The 17,503-nt window shown below is 59.7% G+C and carries 17 protein-coding genes; 11 read left to right on the top strand and 6 right to left on the bottom strand.

Features of this window, described 5'->3' with window-relative positions:
- Window positions 1–4 precede the first annotated feature (4 nt).
- The 3 genes from VD17_RS10325 to VD17_RS10315 are packed head-to-tail and all read left to right on the top strand — an operon-like array spanning window position 5 to window position 2,954.
- The gene (locus VD17_RS10325) at window positions 5–1,147 is read left to right on the top strand and encodes an ABC transporter ATP-binding protein (RefSeq protein ID WP_008150457.1); all 1,143 of its coding nucleotides are present in this window, start codon (window positions 5–7) and stop codon (window positions 1,145–1,147) included.
- A complete protein-coding gene (locus tag VD17_RS10320; RefSeq protein WP_046053747.1) occupies window positions 1,144–2,064 on the top strand; it encodes an ABC transporter permease subunit in 921 nt (306 codons plus the stop codon). Before VD17_RS10325 ends, VD17_RS10320 begins: the two co-directional genes overlap by 4 nt.
- Entirely contained in the window at window positions 2,061–2,954 is an 894-nt protein-coding gene (locus VD17_RS10315; RefSeq protein WP_033060575.1) for an ABC transporter permease subunit, read from the top strand. Before VD17_RS10320 ends, VD17_RS10315 begins: the two co-directional genes overlap by 4 nt.
- Window positions 2,955–3,086: 132 nt before the next feature.
- Here VD17_RS10315 and VD17_RS10310 read toward each other — a convergent pair whose 3' ends face one another.
- A complete protein-coding gene (locus VD17_RS10310) occupies window positions 3,087–3,728 on the bottom strand; it encodes an HD domain-containing protein (protein WP_046053746.1) in 642 nt (213 codons plus the stop codon).
- 325 nt (window positions 3,729–4,053) lie between these two features.
- Here VD17_RS10310 and VD17_RS10305 point away from each other — a divergent pair, with 325 nt between their 5' ends.
- Window positions 4,054–5,019 (top strand): GlxA family transcriptional regulator, encoded by a 966-nt coding sequence (locus tag VD17_RS10305; protein WP_046053745.1) that lies wholly within the window; start codon window positions 4,054–4,056, stop codon window positions 5,017–5,019.
- 143 nt (window positions 5,020–5,162) lie between these two features.
- Here the strand turns inward: VD17_RS10305 and VD17_RS10300 are convergent, their stop codons facing one another.
- Both VD17_RS10300 and VD17_RS10295 read right to left on the bottom strand, forming a co-directional pair.
- Window positions 5,163–7,574 carry a penicillin acylase family protein gene (locus tag VD17_RS10300; protein ID WP_046053744.1) on the bottom strand — a complete coding sequence of 804 codons (2,412 nt, stop codon included), beginning with the start codon at window positions 7,572–7,574 and terminating at the stop codon, window positions 5,163–5,165.
- 102 nt (window positions 7,575–7,676) lie between these two features.
- On the bottom strand, window positions 7,677–8,264 hold the full coding sequence (locus VD17_RS10295; protein WP_046053743.1) for a DUF6436 domain-containing protein: 588 nt from the start codon (window positions 8,262–8,264) through the stop codon (window positions 7,677–7,679).
- 97 nt (window positions 8,265–8,361) lie between these two features.
- Between VD17_RS10295 and VD17_RS10290 the strand changes: the two genes are divergently transcribed.
- Window positions 8,362–9,309 (top strand): alpha/beta hydrolase, encoded by a 948-nt coding sequence (locus tag VD17_RS10290; RefSeq protein WP_046053742.1) that lies wholly within the window; start codon window positions 8,362–8,364, stop codon window positions 9,307–9,309.
- Window positions 9,310–9,426: 117 nt separating this feature from the next.
- Here VD17_RS10290 and VD17_RS10285 read toward each other — a convergent pair whose 3' ends face one another.
- Window positions 9,427–10,179 carry a DUF2059 domain-containing protein gene (locus VD17_RS10285; protein WP_033060564.1) on the bottom strand — a complete coding sequence of 251 codons (753 nt, stop codon included), beginning with the start codon at window positions 10,177–10,179 and terminating at the stop codon, window positions 9,427–9,429.
- A gap of 108 nt (window positions 10,180–10,287) precedes the next feature.
- Here VD17_RS10285 and VD17_RS10280 point away from each other — a divergent pair, with 108 nt between their 5' ends.
- Window positions 10,288–10,920 (top strand): 2OG-Fe(II) oxygenase, encoded by a 633-nt coding sequence (locus VD17_RS10280; RefSeq protein ID WP_046053741.1) that lies wholly within the window; start codon window positions 10,288–10,290, stop codon window positions 10,918–10,920.
- Window positions 10,921–10,922: 2 nt separating this feature from the next.
- The gene (locus VD17_RS10275; RefSeq protein WP_046053740.1) at window positions 10,923–11,408 is read left to right on the top strand and encodes a DUF523 domain-containing protein; all 486 of its coding nucleotides are present in this window, start codon (window positions 10,923–10,925) and stop codon (window positions 11,406–11,408) included.
- A 129-nt stretch (window positions 11,409–11,537) separates the two neighbouring features.
- On the opposite strand, the gene VD17_RS10270 is transcribed toward VD17_RS10275, so the two are convergent.
- Entirely contained in the window at window positions 11,538–12,125 is a 588-nt protein-coding gene (locus VD17_RS10270; RefSeq protein ID WP_046053739.1) for a transporter substrate-binding domain-containing protein, read from the bottom strand.
- Between the two features lie 135 nt (window positions 12,126–12,260).
- Here VD17_RS10270 and VD17_RS10265 point away from each other — a divergent pair, with 135 nt between their 5' ends.
- Window positions 12,261–12,686, top strand: a complete 426-nt coding sequence (locus VD17_RS10265) for a DUF4399 domain-containing protein (protein WP_046053738.1) — start codon at window positions 12,261–12,263, stop codon at window positions 12,684–12,686.
- A 63-nt stretch (window positions 12,687–12,749) separates the two neighbouring features.
- Here the strand turns inward: VD17_RS10265 and serA are convergent, their stop codons facing one another.
- On the bottom strand, window positions 12,750–13,979 hold the full coding sequence (gene serA, locus VD17_RS10260; RefSeq protein WP_046053737.1) for a phosphoglycerate dehydrogenase: 1,230 nt from the start codon (window positions 13,977–13,979) through the stop codon (window positions 12,750–12,752).
- A gap of 204 nt (window positions 13,980–14,183) precedes the next feature.
- On the opposite strand from serA, the gene VD17_RS10255 reads away from it, so the two are divergent.
- The 3 genes from VD17_RS10255 to VD17_RS10245 all read left to right on the top strand — a co-directional run bounded on the left by VD17_RS10255 (window position 14,184) and on the right by VD17_RS10245 (window position 17,467).
- Window positions 14,184–15,578 carry an FAD-binding oxidoreductase gene (locus tag VD17_RS10255; RefSeq protein ID WP_046053736.1) on the top strand — a complete coding sequence of 465 codons (1,395 nt, stop codon included), beginning with the start codon at window positions 14,184–14,186 and terminating at the stop codon, window positions 15,576–15,578.
- Window positions 15,579–15,614: 36 nt separating this feature from the next.
- Window positions 15,615–16,280, top strand: a complete 666-nt coding sequence (locus tag VD17_RS10250; protein ID WP_046053735.1) for a fumarylacetoacetate hydrolase family protein — start codon at window positions 15,615–15,617, stop codon at window positions 16,278–16,280.
- A gap of 257 nt (window positions 16,281–16,537) precedes the next feature.
- Window positions 16,538–17,467, top strand: a complete 930-nt coding sequence (locus tag VD17_RS10245) for an SdiA-regulated domain-containing protein (RefSeq protein ID WP_046053734.1) — start codon at window positions 16,538–16,540, stop codon at window positions 17,465–17,467.
- The last annotated feature ends 36 nt before the right edge of the window (window positions 17,468–17,503 follow it).

The raw sequence follows: 17,503 nt of genomic DNA, 5'->3' as shown, positions 1-17,503 counted from the left end.
GTAAATGGCAGTTGCCTCCGGCGCCTATAAGAAAGCCCTCGAGGGCGACCAATCACCTAAACAGGTGTTGGTCAAAATCGACCGGGTCACGAAGAAGTTCGACGAGACGATTGCCGTGGACGATGTGTCCCTGGAAATCAAGAAAGGCGAGATTTTCGCCCTGCTCGGCGGTTCGGGATCGGGCAAATCCACGTTGCTGCGCATGCTCGCAGGCTTCGAACGGCCCACGGAGGGGCGCATTTTCCTCGATGGCGTAGACATCACCGACATGCCGCCGTACGAGCGGCCGATCAACATGATGTTCCAGTCCTACGCCTTGTTCCCGCACATGACCGTGGCGCAGAACATCGCCTTCGGCCTCAAGCAGGACAAAATCCCCGCCGCTGAAGTCGATGCCCGTGTCGCGGACATGCTCAAGCTGGTTCAGATGACGCAGTATGCCAAGCGCAAGCCGCATCAGTTGTCCGGTGGCCAGCGTCAGCGTGTAGCCCTGGCGCGTTCCCTGGCCAAGCGACCGAAGCTGTTGCTGCTCGACGAACCGATGGGTGCTCTGGACAAGAAGCTGCGTTCGCAAATGCAGCTTGAGCTTGTCGAGATCATCGAGCGGGTCGGCGTAACCTGCGTCATGGTGACCCACGACCAGGAAGAGGCCATGACCATGGCCGAACGCATCGCGATCATGCACCTGGGCTGGATTGCCCAGATCGGCAGCCCGATCGACATCTACGAAACCCCGACCAGCCGCCTGGTCTGCGAGTTCATCGGCAACGTCAACATCTTCGACGGTGAAGTGATCGACGACGCTGAAGGCCACGCGACCATCACCTGCAAGGACCTGGACCGCCAGATTTACGTGGGCCACGGCATCAGCACCTCGGTGCAGGACAAATCCGTGACCTACGCGATCCGTCCGGAAAAACTGCTGGTGACACCGACCATGCCGACTTGCGAATACAACTGGTCCAGCGGCAAGGTGCATGACATCGCCTACCTCGGTGGCCACTCGGTGTTCTACGTCGAGCTGCCGAGCGGCAAGATCGTCCAGTCTTTCGTCGCCAACGCCGAGCGCCGTGGCCAGCGCCCAACCTGGGGTGACCAGGTTTACGTGTATTGGGAAGACGACAGCGGCGTGGTACTTCGCTCATGAACATGCGCAAATTCAAACGCCGCCTCAATCGAATAATTCCCGGTGGCCGTCAGCTGGTCATCGGGGTTCCGTTCATCTGGCTATTCCTGTTCTTCATGTTGCCGTTCTTCATCGTCCTGAAGATCAGCTTCGCCGAAGCCGACGTGGCCATTCCGCCGTACACCGAGATCTACAGCTACCTCGACCAAAAAGTGCAGTTGCTGCTTAACCTGAGCAACTACGCGATGCTGGCCGGCGACGAGTTGTACATCGCCGCCTACCTCGGCTCGCTGAAGATGGCGCTGATCAGCACTGTCCTCTGTTTGCTGATCGGCTACCCGATGGCCTACGCCATTGCCAGTGCCCGCAAAGAGATGCAAACGGTACTCGTGCTGCTGATCATGATGCCGACCTGGACCGCGATCCTGATCCGCGTTTACGCGTGGATGGGCATCCTCAGCAACAACGGTCTGCTCAATGGTTTCCTGATGACCATGGGCTGGATCGACGAACCGCTGCAGATCCTCAACACCAACCTCGCGGTGTACATCGGTGTCGTTTATTCGTACCTGCCGTTCATGATCCTGCCGCTCTACGCCAACCTGGTGAAGCACGACAACAGCCTGCTGGAAGCCGCCTCCGACCTGGGTTCGAGCACCTTCAACAGCTTCTGGAAGATCACCATTCCGCTGTCCAAGAACGGCATCGTCGCCGGTTGCATGCTGGTGTTCATTCCGGTGGTGGGCGAGTTCGTGATCCCGGAACTGCTTGGCGGTCCGGAAACCCTGATGATCGGTAAAGTGCTCTGGCAAGAGTTCTTCAACAACCGTGACTGGCCGGTGGCGTCTGCCCTGGCGGTGGTGATGCTGGCGATCCTGATTGTGCCGATCATCCTGTTCAACCGTAGCCAGGCCAAAGAAATGGAGGGCAAAGAATGAAACGCTTCCGCTTCTCAAGCTTCATGCTGATAGCAGGTTTGCTGTTCATCTACGCGCCGATGCTGATCCTGGTGATCTACTCGTTCAACGCCTCGAAACTGGTGACGGTGTGGGGCGGCTGGTCGATCAAGTGGTACGTCGGTTTGATGGACAACACCCAACTGATGGGCTCGGTGGTACGTTCGCTGGAAATCGCCTGCTACACGGCGGTAGCGGCGGTGGTGCTGGGTACGTTGGCGGCGTTTGTGCTGACCCGTATCACCCACTTCAAGGGTCGTACGCTGTTCGGTGGCCTGGTGACCGCGCCGCTGGTGATGCCCGAAGTGATCACCGGTCTGTCGCTGTTGCTGCTGTTCGTGGCGATGGCGCAGATGATCGGCTGGCCACAGGAACGCGGCATCTTCACCATCTGGATCGCCCACACCACGTTCTGTGCGGCGTATGTGGCGGTGGTGGTTTCGGCGCGTTTGCGTGAGCTGGACCTGTCCATCGAAGAAGCGGCCATGGACCTTGGTGCGCGGCCGTGGAAGGTGTTCTTCCTGATCACCATCCCGATGATCGCGCCATCGTTGGGGGCCGGCGGCATGATGTCGTTTGCCCTGTCGCTGGATGACCTGGTGCTGGCGAGCTTCGTGTCCGGTCCGGGTTCCACGACCCTGCCGATGGAAGTGTTCTCGGCGGTACGTCTGGGGGTTAAACCCGAGATCAACGCCGTGGCCAGTCTGATTTTGCTGGCGGTATCGCTGATGACCTTCCTGGTCTGGTTCTTCAGCCGTCGTGCCGAAGAAAGTCGCAAACGTGCGATTCAGCAAGCGATCGAAGAAGGCGCTGCCGACTCCTGGAAACAACCGGACGTGCGTCGCGCCCAGCAGGCGCCGGAAGCGGCTTAAAGGTTGGCCACAAATGTGTGGCTAACCCAGATCCAATGTGGGAGCGAGCTTGCTCGCGATAGCGGAGTTTCAGTCAACATCAATTTTGACTGTTACGCCCTCATCGCGAGCAAGCTCGCTCCCACATTTGGTTTAGGACATCCAAGGCGACTTGCGGATGATTTCGACGAAGTTCATCGGTTTGAAGCCTGGCTCGCTATCCACCAGCACATCCGCGTTTACGGTGCCAAAAGTGCTGTCCGGTTTGTGTTTGAAGCCATTGGCAAACGCACACAGGATGCACGCCTTGAACCCTTCGCCACGCGGGTGGGCATGCACCACTTCTTCGCGTTGCGCGCTAGGAAACGCGGCGTAGTCGATGCCCAGCACATCCATTTCGACGCCCGCGGTGACCAGCGCCACGTTAGGCCGCAGGTGTTGCGGCACCCCCGGTGTAGTGTGTAGGGCAATCGACAACCACACTTGCTCGATATCATCGTCGGACAAGCCGTAAGGCTTGAGGAACGCTTTGGCAGCGTTGGCGCTATCGACTTCGAAGCGCTCGTCGTCAGTGCGATGACCCTCCACCAGACCCAAGTCATGGAACATCGCGCCGACGTACAACAGTTCGGGGTTGTAGGCCAGTTGCTTGCGTTCGCCGCTCAATGCGCCGAACAGGAACACGCGACGCGAGTGGTGGTACAGCAAGTCTGACTCGACGTCGCGAATGTATTCCGTGGTGGCCTTGGCCAACGCGCTGTCGGGGATTTTGATACCGGCGATGGTGCTGCTCATGGTGCTGTCCTCATGGGAAACGCCGTGGCGGCGCTGATGGGTTCAGTCTGTCCGTGCACCCGAAACCGGACAATCGATCCATGGCTGCGATCCCGGCCAATGAGCATGCATATCGCGCCAACCTCGCTTGTTGCGCGTGGATTGGCTAGGGTTGCCCAGGGTGAATAAGCTTTTGTGGTGAGGGCATTTATCCCCGTTGGGGCGCGCAGCGGCCCCAAAAAGTCTGGGAGCGCTGCGCACTCCAACGGGGATAAATCCCCTCGCCACAAAGATGCACTTGCCACAGATTAGTGTGGGCCCTGATCCATTGAGAGCGATTCCTGCCATGAGTAAAACCGTTGCCATCGTGGTGTTCTCAGGCGTCCAGTCCCTGGACGTCACCGGTCCCATGGATGTGTTTTGCGAAGCCAATCGTTTCCTTGAGCCGCCAGATCACTATCGACTGGAGGTGATCGGCGTCGAGCGCGGGGCGATGGCGTGTTCCAACGGTTTGTCACTCAATGCCCATCGGCATTTCAGCGAAGCACTGGAGGCCTACGACTTGCTACTGGTGGCCGGTGGCCCGCAGCTGCCGTTCATGGATTTCGGTGCGGCATTCGATGCCTGGTTGCGCGATGCCTGCGCGCAAGCGCAACGCTTTGGCTCGATCTGCAACGGCGCGTTCATGCTCGCCCGGGCCGGATTGCTGGAAGGGCGAACGGTCACCACCCACTGGGGCGACGCCGCGGCGCTGGCGCAGTTGTGCCCGTCGACTCAGGTCGAGGCAGATCGCCTTTACGTTGAGGACGGCGAGCTCTACACCTCGGCGGGTGTCACGGCCGGGATTGATCTGTCGCTTTACCTGCTGGCCAGGGATCACGGGCCGGAAGTAGCGCTGAGTGTGGCAAAGCGACTGGTGGTGTTCACTCAGCGCTCGGGCGGGCAGTCGCAGTTCAGCCCATTCCTCACGCCACATGCCGAACCCACTTCTGCCGTGGCGTTGGTGCAGTTCTACGTGCTGGCCAACCTGACGGGCGACCTGACCATTGCCGACCTGGCCAACGCCGCCAACATGAGCGCCCGCAACTTTTCCCGGGTGTTTGCCAAAGAGGCGAAAGTCACCCCGGCGGAATTCGTCGAACGGGCCAGGGTGGATGCGGCGCGGGTGCTGCTTGAAAGCACCCAGTCGCCGCTGAAGACCGTGGCTTATCAGTGCGGATTTCGCGATGCCCAGCACATGCGCAGTGTGTTCAACCGCAGGCTGGGCGTGACGCCGCAGCAGTTCAGGCTGAACTTTGCGGCGATGGTTTGAGTTGAGATTTTTGTCGCTTGTCAGGACCTCATCGCGAGCAAGCTCGCTCCCACAGGTTTTGTGTTGATCACAACATTGTGATTTACACCGATCACTGTGGGAGCGAGCTTGCTCGCGATGGCGTCAGCCCGGTCAACCGAAATCTATTGCGCAGCACGCGCCGGCAATAGCTTCAATGTACTGCGCGTGTTGGCCGTGACTTCTTCGTCGTTGAGGTGCGCCTGGTAGTAGATTCCTTCGATATACGCTTCAGCCTGATCTTCATAGTGGCTGTCGAACGGTACGCCACTCTGGCCGACCGGGTTGACGGTCAGGCTGTGGGTCGGGTCGGCGAAGTCGATCAGGCGGCGGGTCGAGGGGCCATAAGTGACTGGCCACGGTGCCGGGCCGATTTTAGCCGAGAGGTTGTTTGGCACTTCGTGAGTGCCGGGTGCCGCGAACGGGCCGACATTGAAGATACGGTCCAGCGGCTTTTGCTGCCCCAGCGGATGGCCATGGGTCAGCGTGTGCGCCTTGCCCCACTGCCATTGCGCGAAATCGCCGCCGAGGGTGGTTTTGAGATGAGCAATGCTCGCCTGCCATGCAACCTTGACCGTATCGGCGCGGGTTTCCTTGCCGAGGGTGTTGCGGTTGTCCCACCACGGTGAATCGGCAGTCGCGGCCAGGCGAGGCAGTGCGGAATCAATCACCCGGGTCGACAGCAACGTCTCGAAGAAGTCATTGCCCAGTTCATCGTGCATCGTCGCGTCAGCCAGGTTGAACAGGAACTGGTTGAACAGCGTGGCGCTGGTGGAGTCGAGCGGGTAATCGCCTTTCCATTGGGCCAATTGCTCAACCAGTTTGAGTTCGGCGGGATCGCTCACCACTTCACGCAATACGGGCAACAACGGCGCGAGCAAGCGCGGGCCGTAAGCGGTGGTAGTGCCCAGTTGCAACTGCTGGCTGGCCTCCAGATCCCACTTGATGGTTTTGTCGCTGAGCTGGCGATTGAGCTGCTGACCTCGATCGGCCAGGTTGTAGTAACCGGGAATTTCCATGCCGGTCGGCGACACCGGCTGGAAGTTGGCCGAGACGATGTAACCGCGTGCCGGGTTCTCTTCCTGTGGGTTGGCGCTGAACGGGTAGAAACCTTCCTTGTCCGCGTCGGCGGTGCTGCCATCGAGGATGAACCCCGGACGCACACCCGCCGGGCGTTTTGGCAGTTGCGCCGCTGCCCACCAGCCGATGTCGCCCTTGGCGTTGGCCCAGACGATGTTCAGGCCCGGCGCCTGGATCTTTGCGGAGGCACTGCGCGCCTTGGCCAGGGTGTCGGCGCGATTGAGCTGGTAGAAGCCCTCAAGGATCGGATTCTGGCTTTCGAGAAAACCCCACCACATGGCGATCGGGGTTTTACCGACGCCGCTGCCCAGCGCATCGTTGACGATCGGGCCGTGCGGCGACTGGCGCAGCACCAATGTCACCGGCGCCTGGCCCTTGACCGCGATCTGCTGTTCGCTGGTCACCATGTCCACCCACTTGCCGCGATACCAGACCTGATTGGGGTTGTCCGGGTTGATCTTCTCGGCGATCAGGTCCAGGTCATCGTTCTGGAACATGGTGATGCTCCAGCCGAAGTCGCGGTTCATCCCGAGGGAGGCGAACGGCATCAATGCCTGATAGTGGCCGTAGAGCTCGAAGCCCGGCGCCGAGAGCTGCGCTTCATACCACACCGACGGCGCGGAAAAACGGATATGCGGGTCGCCGGCCAACAGCGGTTTGCCGCTTTTGGTCCGACTGCCGGAGACAGCCCAGGCGTTGCTGCCCTCGAACTGCGGCAAGCCGTTGTCGGCCAGTGCCTGTTCGCTGAGGCGGGCGAGGGCGTTGAGGTCTTTCCAGTCGGTACTGGCGAGGGGTGGCATGGCACCGCTGCGGTTTTTCGCCAGCACGCCCTTGGGCTGCCAGTCGAGATCGAAGACGTTCAGGTAGTTGGCGCCCAACTGATCGCGCACGTAGGTCAGTAACGGCTCGGTGCGAAACGCTGCGGCAAAACTGTAGGCCATGTAACCGGCGATGCTGGTGGTGTCCTGGGCGGTGAACGGGCGTTTGGGGATGCCCAGTACATCAAACTCCGCAGGTTTTGAATGACTGTCCTGATACTGGTTGATGCCATCCAGATAGGCTTGCATGGCGATAAAGGCCGGCGACTGTTTGTCCATGTTCGCCAGGTAGGTGTCGGCGCGTTCGCGAATGCGCAAGCTGCGCATCAGCTTGTCGGTGTCGAGCAGTTTCGGGCCCAGTACCTCGGCCAGTTCGCCGCGGGCGAGGCGGCGCAGGACTTCCATCTGAAACAGCCGATCCTGGGCGTGGACGTACCCGAGGGCGCGGTACAGGTCGGTTTCGTTCTCGGCGCGGATGTGCGGGATGCCACGCTCGTCGTAGCGCACGGTGACCGAACCTTGCAGGTGTTGCAGTTCCACCATGCCCTGGCGTGTCGGCTGCTTGCTGTAGACGTACCCGCCTGCACCTGCGGCGAGCGCAACAATCAGCAGGGCGAGAACGGTCAGGCTACGTTTCATGGTGGTTCCTTGTTGTTATCAGTGGCTGCAGTTCCCTGGCGCCACTGTTTAACACGGCTTTGCGACATGGCCATCGCACTTAGGAGGGATTCGCGTCTCCTGTCAGCCTTGCTTCACTGCGTCGACGGGCCACGGACAGTAACAACCCACGGCCAGTGTGTGCGTGGCATTCACCATGCGGCCTTCGCTTAACGCTTGCAGAATCGGTTCGATAAAGCTGTTATTCGAATTGCAGGTCAGGCCTTCGCTGTACGGGCCGAAATACGCCAGTTTGCCGCTGCGATCCCAGATCGCCACGGCCGGGCTGGCGGGGATCTGTTCGGAGCCTGGCAGGACGGCGATGCTTTTCAGGCGGCTTAAGGTGCTCGGTAACTGACCGTGGCTGCCAGGCTTTTGTACCGCATAAAACTCCACGCCTTGCGGTACATAATGCTCAACCAGTTCGCTCAGGTGTTGTTGGTTGCCGACGTTGCACGGGCAGGCCGGGTCCCAGAAGTGCACAACGCGGATGGCGCCGGGGCCGGCGAGGTTGTCGGGCAGGCGCAGCGGGTCACCGGAGAACACCGCGGTATGCTCGCTGAACGCTCGCAGGTAGCGGCCTTGAAACCAGTCGTAGGCGGCCCACAGCGCGCCGGCACACACGAGGGCGAGCAGGCTGGCAAGCAGTGTGGCGCGGTAGGGCGAGCGCATGGATTTCAGTCCTCGAAGGTGCGCTAGCTTGCCATGCTTGCCTCAACAGATGAATATCGCAGGCCCATAAAGTCCGTTTCGCGTTCTGGAATTGCTCATGTCTGCCACTTTCGACTCCGATCATCTGCGTGCCAGCCTGCGACCGCTGGCCGATTGGCAGCCGCTGTCGGTGGAAGCGCTGGCTTACCAGCGTTTCTACGGGCTGGATTTTGCGGGGCGTAACGTGCGCAGTGGCCTTGGACGCTTCGCGGTCGATGGTTATGAAGTGGTCAGCCAGGTCTGGTGGCCGGAGCGGGCGAAGGCCACGCTGTTTTTGTTCCACGGTTTTTACGATCACACCGGGCTTTACCGGCATGTGATCGAATGGGCGCTGGATCAGAATTTTGCGGTGATTGCCTGCGACCTGCCGGGACACGGGCTATCCAGTGGCGAACGGGCGAGCATCAAGGATTTCACCGAGTATCAGGACACGCTGCAAGGGTTGTTCACCGAAGCGCAATCCCTCGATTTGCCGCAGCCGTGGCACCTGTGCGGGCAAAGCACGGGCGGGGCGATCGTGATTGATCATGTACTCAATCAGGGCATCAGCAGTCCGGCCCAGGGCCAGGTCATTCTGCTGTCGCCGTTGGTAAGGCCGCGGGCCTGGGGCTGGTCGCAGCTCAGCTATTACCTGCTCAAGCCTTTCGTCAAAGCGATTGCCCGGCGCTTCAGCGAGAACTCCAACGACCCGGATTTTCTGCCCTTCCTGCAAGCGGACCCGTTGCAACCGCTCCGTTTACCGACCGCCTGGGTCGGTGCGCTGGCGCGCTGGATCAAACGCATCGAAGCCGCACCGTACAGCATGCGGCGACCGCTGATTGTGCAGGGGCAGGCGGACATGACCGTGGATTGGGAGCATAACCTTGAAGTGTTGCGGGGCAAGTTCGATCGGCCGCAGGTGCTGATGTTGCCTGAGGCACGGCATCACCTGGCGAATGAAACGCTGGCGTTGCGGCGGGAGTATTTCGGGTTTTTGACGAAGCGGATCAAGGGCAGAAATCTCTAGCGTCTGTCAGGGCCCCATCGTCGGATCGCCGCCCGGAGCAAGCTCGCTCCCACATTGGAATGCATTCTCCTGTGGGAGCGAGCCTGCTCGCGAAGGCGGTCTTTCAGGCGCCGAATATTACTGGCGGAGCGTTGAAGTATCCTGCCCCACCGCCAGCCCCGCGCGAATCGCCGCCAGTGCTGCCTGGTAATAAGCCTTGCCCTCGGTGGACTCGGCGAAGGTCGCGAACTCTTCCAGTTCTTCATCCGACAGGTCGCGATAGACATACAACAGCGTGTTGTTCAGGTCGTTGCCGATCTGGTCCATCAAGCGCTGACGCTGACCGTTCAGCATGCCTTGAGCCTGACCACCGCCGAGCAGGCCGGGGATCATCGAACTGAGGCTGTCGGCCGCGACGCCGGCAATCGCCAGGCTGACTTCAGCGCCAGCCTCGCGGGCTGGCAGGGCCTGGGCCAGATGGCCGATGATCAGCATGCGGCTGTCGCTGGCCTGGATCTTGGGCAAACCCTTGGCGTTTTTTGCCAGCTGATCGCGACGGGTCGCCAGCAATTCGGCGGCCACGATTTTCTTGCCCAAGGGTGATTGAAAGAATGTCAGCGCGGGTTTCGGATCGGCGAGTGTCTTGCGCAATTGCGCTTCGGCGCGCTGGTCCACGGCCTGGGGGGCAAAGCGCTGATTGCTGTTATTCACCAGCGCCTGAAACACGGCCGGCGGCAGGCTGTTCTGGTACCGCTGCTGAGCGGCCGAGAGAGCGTCGTTGAAATGCGCGCGTTGTTCTGGCCAACCGGCGACCTTGTACAACTGGTCGTGGCCGTCTGCCCAAGCGGGCAATACACAGAACATCAACAGTGAAAAAAGCAAACGGCGCATAGGGACTCCTGTCAGCAGGCGACTATTCTCCGTGTGGCATTCGTCCTTGTCGAGAATTCGTATCAACCCGCTGCGCGGCTCTGTCGGATTTTCAGGCACAGGAATACTATGCGCGGCATGCGAATACCCTCTGATCACCCGCTGCTGTTACGTATCGTCGATGACCTGGCCGAGCACGGCTGGTCGCAGCAGAATATTTTCCTTCCTCTGGGTCTGACCCGGGAACTGGCGGCTGAGTGCCGTAAACGTGCTGCCGAGGGCGAATTGGCCCCGGCCGCCGTGGGTCGAGGGGCAACCTCCGAGATTCGCGAGGGGATTCGCGGCGACCATATCCAGTGGATCGAACCCGGCCAGGCGTTGGCGTGCGACGGCTATCTGGATTTGATGGACAGCCTGCGCGAAGCGATGAATCGTGGTTTGTTTCTGGGCCTGGAAGATTTCGAAAGCCATTTCGCGCTGTACCCGCCCGGCGCGTTCTACCTCAAGCATGTCGACCGTTTCCGCGACGACGATCGGCGCATGGTGTCGGCGGTGGTCTATCTCAATGACGCCTGGCTGCCCGAGCACGGCGGACAGTTGCGCATGTACCTGGGTGAAAGCGTCGAACATGATGTGGTGCCCACCGGTGGATGCCTGGTGGTGTTCCTGTCGGGTGAAGTGCCCCACGAAGTCCTGCCCGCGACCCGCGATCGCCTGTCGTTGACCGGCTGGTTCCGGCGCCGTGGTAACGAGCCGTTCTGATCATGCAGAAAATTCTGGTAAGCCGCTGTCTGCTGGGCCACCGCGTACGTTACGACGGCGGGGCGAGCGGGCCGTTCGATCAGCTTCAGCAGTGGCTTGATGAAGGCCGGGTGGTGCCGTTGTGTCCAGAGGTTGCCGGTGGCTTGCCGACGCCGAGGGCGGCGGCGGAAATTCCGGGCGGGCAGGGTGGTGAAGTGCTTGATGGCCACGCCTCAGTGATCACCACCGAGGGCGAGGACGTCAGCGCCGAGTTTCTCTCGGGGGCTTATCAGGCGTTGGAACTGGTGCAAAAGCACGGCATCCGCATTGCCGTGCTCAAGGCCAACAGCCCGTCTTGCGGGAACCTGTTGACCTATGACGGGACGTTCAGTGGTGTGAAGGTGAGTGGTGAAGGCGTGACGGCGGCGTTGCTCAGGCGCCATGGTGTTCAAGTCTTCAGTGAGTTGGAACTGGCTGAAGCCGCACAATCCCTGACATCACTCGACTAACGACCGACACAAAACCACTGTGGGAGCGAGCTTGCTCGCGATGAGGGAGGGTCAGCTGACATCAATGTCGCCTGACACGCCGCCATCGCGAGCAAGCTCGCTCCCACAGGGTTACTCATCAGTCTGAAATCAGGGTTTGGGCGCCACACTCGCATCCGCCCCAAACCATTTCTGCTCCAGTGCCTGGAGTCGCCCATCCGCCTTGATCCGCTGCAGTGCGTTTTCCAGGCTGGCATGAAACGCCGGGTTACCTTTCTGAAACGGAATCGCCAGGCTCACTGGCGGGCGAGCCTTCGGCTTCTCTTCCGTCAGCGACTGCACCAGCAGCATCGAGCGCGGTTGCTCTTCCTTCTGCGCGATCAATTGCGCATCGGTGTGAATGTAAGGTTCGCTGAAGTCGAAACGATCCTTGAGGTCCGCGGTCACTGCTACGTGGTTGATGGCGATGTCGTATTTACCGCTTTCGACACCGGTCAACAGGTCGCCGGAATCGGTAACGACGAAGTCGGCCCGCACATCCAGCTCGTTGGCCAGCAGTTGACCCAACTCGACTTCGAAGCCCGAGAGTTGGCCATCGTCCTTGAAATTGAAGGGTGGTGTATTAGCCTCAAGGGCAATACGCAATTCGCCTCGGTCGTTTACATCGTCAATCAGTTCGGCATGAGCCAAAGGGCTCAGAAGGGGTAGCAGGCAGATCAGGCCAGGCAAAAAGCGCATGGTCACTCCTTTGAATTCATTTTTGCGACGCTCTGATTCAGGCTCGCTTTGCTATGGTTGTCGAGTGCCTTCGACAACGATTGGCCGTGAAGTTGTCATGGCCACACGGATTTTACGAAAAAACTGGAGAAGAGAATGAAAACCTTTATGTCACGAGCAGCATTGGCTGGCCTGTTGATGGGGGCTTCGATGCTGGCAACGGCTGCTACACCGGCTCCCAAAGGTGCAGAAGTGTCCATCGTTTCTCCTGCGGACGGAGCCACGGTTCCGCAAACCGTCGTCGTCAAGTTCGCAGTCGAGAACATTGCGCTGGCGCCAGCGGGCGATGCCACCAAGAACACCGGCCATCACCACTTGCTGATCGATGTCGATCAACTGCCAGCCGCCGGTGCGCCAATCCCCAACGATGCCAACCACGTGCATTTCGGCAAGGCGCAGACCCAGGCTGAAGTAAAACTGACGCCGGGCAAACACACCCTGCAACTCGAACTGGGCGACAGCAACCACATGCCGTTTGATCCGCCGATCGTGTCGGAGAAGATCACCGTCAACGTTAAGTAACTTTAGTTGCGCTCATGAAAAAGGAGACCCGGAGGTCTCCTTTTTTTGTCGCTCAAATCGCTATCAGAACAACACGCGGCAACGAATGGTGCCGTTGATGTGCTGCAGCTTCTCTTGCGCCATTTCGGAGTAATCGGCGTCGACGTCGATCACGACGTAGCCGACTTTCTCGTTGGTCTGCAGGAACTGACCGGAAATGTTGATACCGTTTTCGGCGAAGACTTTGTTGATTTCGCTCATCACACCCGGAATGTTTTCGTGGATGTGCAACAGACGGTGCTTGCCAGGGTGAGCCGGCAGGGCCACTTCCGGGAAGTTGACCGAGGACACCGACGTACCGTTGTCGCTGTACTTGACCAGCTTCTCAGCCACTTCCAGACCGATGTTGGCCTGCGCTTCAGCGGTGGAGCCGCCGATGTGCGGGGTCAGGATCACGTTGTCCAAGCCACGCAGCGGGCTTTCGAACTCTTCTTCGTTGGAGCGCGGCTCTACCGGGAAGACGTCGATGGCCGCGCCGATCAGGTGCTTGTCCTTGATCGCGTCCGCCAGCGCTTGCAGTTCAACTACAGTGCCGCGAGCCGCGTTGATCAGGATGCCGCCCTTTTTGATCGCACGGATTTCTTTCTCGCCGATCATCCACTGGGTCGCAGCGGTTTCCGGAACGTGCAGGGTGACGATGTCGGACATGCCCAGCAGCTCGGTCAGGTTACCGACCTGAGTCGCGTTGCCCAATGGCAGCTTGGTCACGGTGTCGTAGAAGTACACCTGCATGCCCAGGCCTTCAGCCAGGACCGACAGTTGAGTACCGATCGAGCCGTAACCGACGATGCCGAGCTTCTTGCCACGGATTTCGAAGGAGTTGGCTGCGCTCTTGATCCAGCCGCCACGGTGGCAGGAAGCGTTCTTCTCAGGGATGCCGCGCAGCAACAGGATCGCTTCGGCCAGCACCAGCTCGGCTACGGAGCGAGTGTTGGAGTACGGAGCGTTGAACACTGCGATGCCGCGTTCGCGGGCAGCATTGAGGTCAACCTGGTTGGTGCCGATGCAGAAACAGCCGACAGCGACCAGTTTCTTCGCGTGATCGAAGATTTCTTCGGTCAGTTGAGTGCGGGAGCGAATGCCGATGAAGTGCGCATCAGCGATCTTTTCCTTCAGCTGGGCTTCCGGCAGAGAACCGGTGAGGTACTCGATGCTGGTGTAGCCCGCCGCCTTGAGGACGTCGACAGCCGATTGGTGGACGCCTTCGAGAAGAAGGAACTTGATCTTGCTCTTATCGAGAGAAGTCTTGCTCATCTGCGTAAACCTGTATCCCGGAGAAAAATGGCAGGAAATGGTCAACAGACGCTGACCCCGACGGCAGGAAAGCCGTCGCCACAGAATAGCCGTTGGGCACTATCCTGCGGGGTCGGTATGCTAGCATATGCACCCCGCTAAACACTCATTCCTGCGACGTGAAGCGTTCTCAGGATGACCATGAATTGTTCGAGAGTTCTGTCGATGACCAATCCTGCCCTGATTGAAGAGCTGAAGACCCTGGTTGAGCCTGGCAAGGTGCTGACCGATGCCGACTCCCTGAATGCTTACGGTAAGGATTGGACCAAGCATTTCGCCCCGGCCCCGACCGCCATCGTGTTCCCCAAGACCACCGAGCAGGTCCAGGCCATTGTCCGTTGGGCCAATGAGCACAACATTGCGCTGGTGCCGTCCGGCGGTCGCACCGGGCTGTCCGCCGCTGCCGTGGCCGCCAATGGCGAAGTCGTCGTGTCCTTCGACTACATGAACCAGATCCTCGACGTGAACATGACCGATCGCACCGCGGTCTGCCAGCCGGGCGTGGTCACTGAACACCTGCAGAATGTCGCCGAAGAGAAAGGCCTGTATTACCCGGTGGATTTCGCTTCGGCAGGTTCCAGCCAGATTGGCGGCAATATCGGCACCAATGCCGGCGGGATCAAGGTCATTCGCTACGGCATGACCCGCAACTGGGTCGCTGGCATGAAAGTGGTCACCGGCAAAGGCGATCTGCTGGAACTGAACAAAGACCTGATCAAGAACGCCACCGGTTACGACCTGCGCCAGCTGTTCATCGGTGCTGAAGGCACCCTCGGTTTCGTGGTCGAAGCCACCATGCGTCTGGACCGTTCCCCAAAAAACCTCACCGCCATGGTCCTCGGTACTGCCGATTTCGACTCGATCATGCCGGTGCTGCACGCGTTCCAGAGCAAGCTCGACCTGACCGCCTTCGAATTCTTCTCCGACAAAGCCTTGGCCAAGGTCATGGGCCGGGGCGATGTTCCTGCGCCATTCGAAACAGATTGCCCGTTCTACGCGCTGCTGGAATTCGAAGCGACCACCGAAGAAGTGGCCAACCACGCCCTGGAAACCTTCGAGCACTGCGTTGAGCAGGGCTGGGTGCTGGATGGCGTGATGAGTCAGAGCGAAACCCAGTTGCAGAACCTCTGGAAGCTGCGCGAATACATCTCCGAAACCATTTCCCACTGGACGCCGTACAAGAACGACATCTCGGTCACTGTGTCGAAAGTCCCGGCGTTCCTGAAGGAAATCGACGCAATCGTCGGCGAACACTACCCGGATTTCGAAATCGTCTGGTTCGGCCACATCGGCGACGGCAACTTGCACTTGAACATCCTCAAGCCGGAAAACCTGAGCAAGGACGAGTTCTTCGCCAAGTGCGCGACCGTCAACAAGTGGGTGTTCGAAACCGTCGAGAAGTACAACGGCTCGATTTCCGCCGAACATGGCGTGGGCATGACCAAGCGTGATTACTTGACCTACAGCCGCTCGCCGGTCGAGATCGAGTACATGAAAGCCGTCAAAGCGGTGTTCGACCCGAACGGCATCATGAACCCGGGCAAAATTTTCGCTGTTTGACTTTTGAATTTAAGAGCTACGAAACAGGAGTCGGTAATGAGCTATCAGCACCAGTATGTCGACGGTACGCGTATTCACTTCCCGCTGGGGAAAGTGGTATGCATTGGCCGTAACTACGCCGAGCACGCCAAGGAACTGGACAACCCGGTGCCTACAGAACCGCTGCTGTTCATTAAGCCGGGCAGTTGCGTAGTGCCGTTGGAAGGTGGCTTCAGCATTCCGACCGAACGTGGCTCGGTGCATTACGAAGCGGAAATCGCGGTGTTGATCGGCAAGCCATTGTCGACCAAACCGAGCCGTGAAGAAGTGCTCGATGCTATCTCCGGCTTCGCCCCGGCCCTGGACCTGACCCTGCGCGACAAGCAAGCCGAGCTGAAAGCCAAGGGCCTGCCGTGGGAAATCGCCAAGTCCTTCGACGGTGCGGCGGTGATTGCGCCATTCGTGTCCGGCAGCACGTTCGCTGACCTGACCGACATCGGCATCCGCCTGACCATCAACGGCGAAGTGCGCCAGGACGGCAACAGCAGCGCGATGCTCAACCCGATCGTGCCGATGATCCAGCACATGGCCGGCTGCTTCTCGCTGCAGGCTGGTGACGTGATACTGACAGGGACGCCGGTTGGCGTCGGTCCGCTGAACGTCGGTGACGAGCTGGTGATTGAATTGCCAGGCGCCAGCAGCTTCACCAGCAGCGTCCGCTAACCGAAACACTGCAAAACCCTGTGGGAGCGAGCTTGCTCGCGATGAGGCCGTGTCAGTCGACAGAGATGTTGAATGACAGACCGCTATCGCGAGCAAGCTCGCTCCCACATTGGTTTGGTGATTGCCTCGCAAAAGGGCTTTCCCGCCATTTCCCGTTTTTTTCACATCTCGTCCGGATAATTCCGGGACTTGCCGCGTCTTAGCCGGTCCCAATTGTGCTATTACCCTTAGCCTGAATTTCTGGAACGCATCCCTCGATGGTCACCCAACCACTGCCCAAGCTTAAAACTGCCCGCCGTTCGCGCTTTGTCATGCGTTGGTATTCCTGGCTTTTGCTGGTGGCCGCCGCCGCGTATGGCCTCGCGTTTGCGATGCATTGGGATGATCGCGGCGTGCTCTGGTTGCGTGAGCATTTCGAAAGCCCGGCCGAGCGTCAGGCCAGTGTCTGGTTGCCGGATTACCGGGCAGTGATCGACGCCAAGCTGCTGCCGGGCATGGAAAAGGACGAAGCGTCCGACCTGGCCTACAACCCTCAAACCAAAACCCTGTTCTCGGTCATGGGCAAGAACCCGTTCCTCGTCGAGCTGACCCTGCAGGGCGACGTGCTGCGCAAGATGCCGCTGGTGGGCTGGAGCAATCCTGAAGGCGTGACGGTCATGGGCAACGGTCTGTTGGCCATCGTCGATGAGCGCGACCACATGCTCTCCATCGTCAAGGTCGATGCCGATACCCGCGAGCTGAACATCGCCAACTTCCCGAAATACGACCTCGGCCCTTCGAAAGACCAGAACAAGGCCTTCGAAGCCGTCGTCTGGGACTCGCGCAAACAGCAAATGTTGCTGGGTGAAGAGCGTCCACCGGCGTTGTTCACCTGGAAAAGCAACGATGGCCAGACCCTCACCGGCGACAAGCAAAAACTCACCAGTGATGCACTGGACATGCGCAACCTCTCGGCGCTGGCCATCGACCCGCGCACCGGCCACACCCTGGTGCTGTCTGCCGACTCCCACTTGTTGCTGGAGCTGGACGAGAAGGGCGAGCAGGTCAGCTTCATGACCTTGCTGGGCGGCTTCAATGGTTTGAAGAAGACCATTCCTCGCGCCGAAGGCGTGACCATGGACGAGGCGGGCACGCTGTACCTGGTGAGCGAACCGAACCTGTTCTACCGCTTCGAAAAGCAACGCTGACCCTGTAGGAGCTGCCGTAGGCTGCGATCTTTTGAT

It is taken from the genome of Pseudomonas fluorescens (genome assembly GCF_000968015.1).
GTDB lineage: Bacteria > Pseudomonadota > Gammaproteobacteria > Pseudomonadales > Pseudomonadaceae > Aquipseudomonas > Aquipseudomonas fluorescens_W.
This window is presented reverse-complemented; position numbering and strand designations above follow the sequence as displayed.

Excerpts from the sequence above, each read along its gene's own strand:
- VD17_RS10280 (WP_046053741.1), top strand. The coding sequence starts at position 10,288 with ATGCGCGGCATGCGAATACCCTCTGATCACCCGCTGCTGTTACGTATC.
- VD17_RS10305 (WP_046053745.1), top strand. The coding sequence starts at position 4,054 with ATGAGTAAAACCGTTGCCATCGTGGTGTTCTCAGGCGTCCAGTCCCTG.
- VD17_RS10250 (WP_046053735.1), top strand. The coding sequence starts at position 15,615 with ATGAGCTATCAGCACCAGTATGTCGACGGTACGCGTATTCACTTCCCG.
- VD17_RS10315 (WP_033060575.1), top strand. The coding sequence starts at position 2,061 with ATGAAACGCTTCCGCTTCTCAAGCTTCATGCTGATAGCAGGTTTGCTG.
- VD17_RS10325 (WP_008150457.1), top strand. The coding sequence starts at position 5 with ATGGCAGTTGCCTCCGGCGCCTATAAGAAAGCCCTCGAGGGCGACCAA.
- VD17_RS10295 (WP_046053743.1), bottom strand. The coding sequence starts at position 8,264 with ATGCGCTCGCCCTACCGCGCCACACTGCTTGCCAGCCTGCTCGCCCTC.
- VD17_RS10300 (WP_046053744.1), bottom strand. The coding sequence starts at position 7,574 with ATGAAACGTAGCCTGACCGTTCTCGCCCTGCTGATTGTTGCGCTCGCC.
- VD17_RS10265 (WP_046053738.1), top strand. The coding sequence starts at position 12,261 with ATGAAAACCTTTATGTCACGAGCAGCATTGGCTGGCCTGTTGATGGGG.
- VD17_RS10310 (WP_046053746.1), bottom strand. The coding sequence starts at position 3,728 with ATGAGCAGCACCATCGCCGGTATCAAAATCCCCGACAGCGCGTTGGCC.
- VD17_RS10275 (WP_046053740.1), top strand. The coding sequence starts at position 10,923 with ATGCAGAAAATTCTGGTAAGCCGCTGTCTGCTGGGCCACCGCGTACGT.
- VD17_RS10255 (WP_046053736.1), top strand. The coding sequence starts at position 14,184 with ATGACCAATCCTGCCCTGATTGAAGAGCTGAAGACCCTGGTTGAGCCT.
- serA (WP_046053737.1), bottom strand. The coding sequence starts at position 13,979 with ATGAGCAAGACTTCTCTCGATAAGAGCAAGATCAAGTTCCTTCTTCTC.
- VD17_RS10290 (WP_046053742.1), top strand. The coding sequence starts at position 8,362 with ATGTCTGCCACTTTCGACTCCGATCATCTGCGTGCCAGCCTGCGACCG.
- VD17_RS10285 (WP_033060564.1), bottom strand. The coding sequence starts at position 10,179 with ATGCGCCGTTTGCTTTTTTCACTGTTGATGTTCTGTGTATTGCCCGCT.
- VD17_RS10320 (WP_046053747.1), top strand. The coding sequence starts at position 1,144 with ATGAACATGCGCAAATTCAAACGCCGCCTCAATCGAATAATTCCCGGT.
- VD17_RS10245 (WP_046053734.1), top strand. The coding sequence starts at position 16,538 with ATGGTCACCCAACCACTGCCCAAGCTTAAAACTGCCCGCCGTTCGCGC.
- VD17_RS10270 (WP_046053739.1), bottom strand. The coding sequence starts at position 12,125 with ATGCGCTTTTTGCCTGGCCTGATCTGCCTGCTACCCCTTCTGAGCCCT.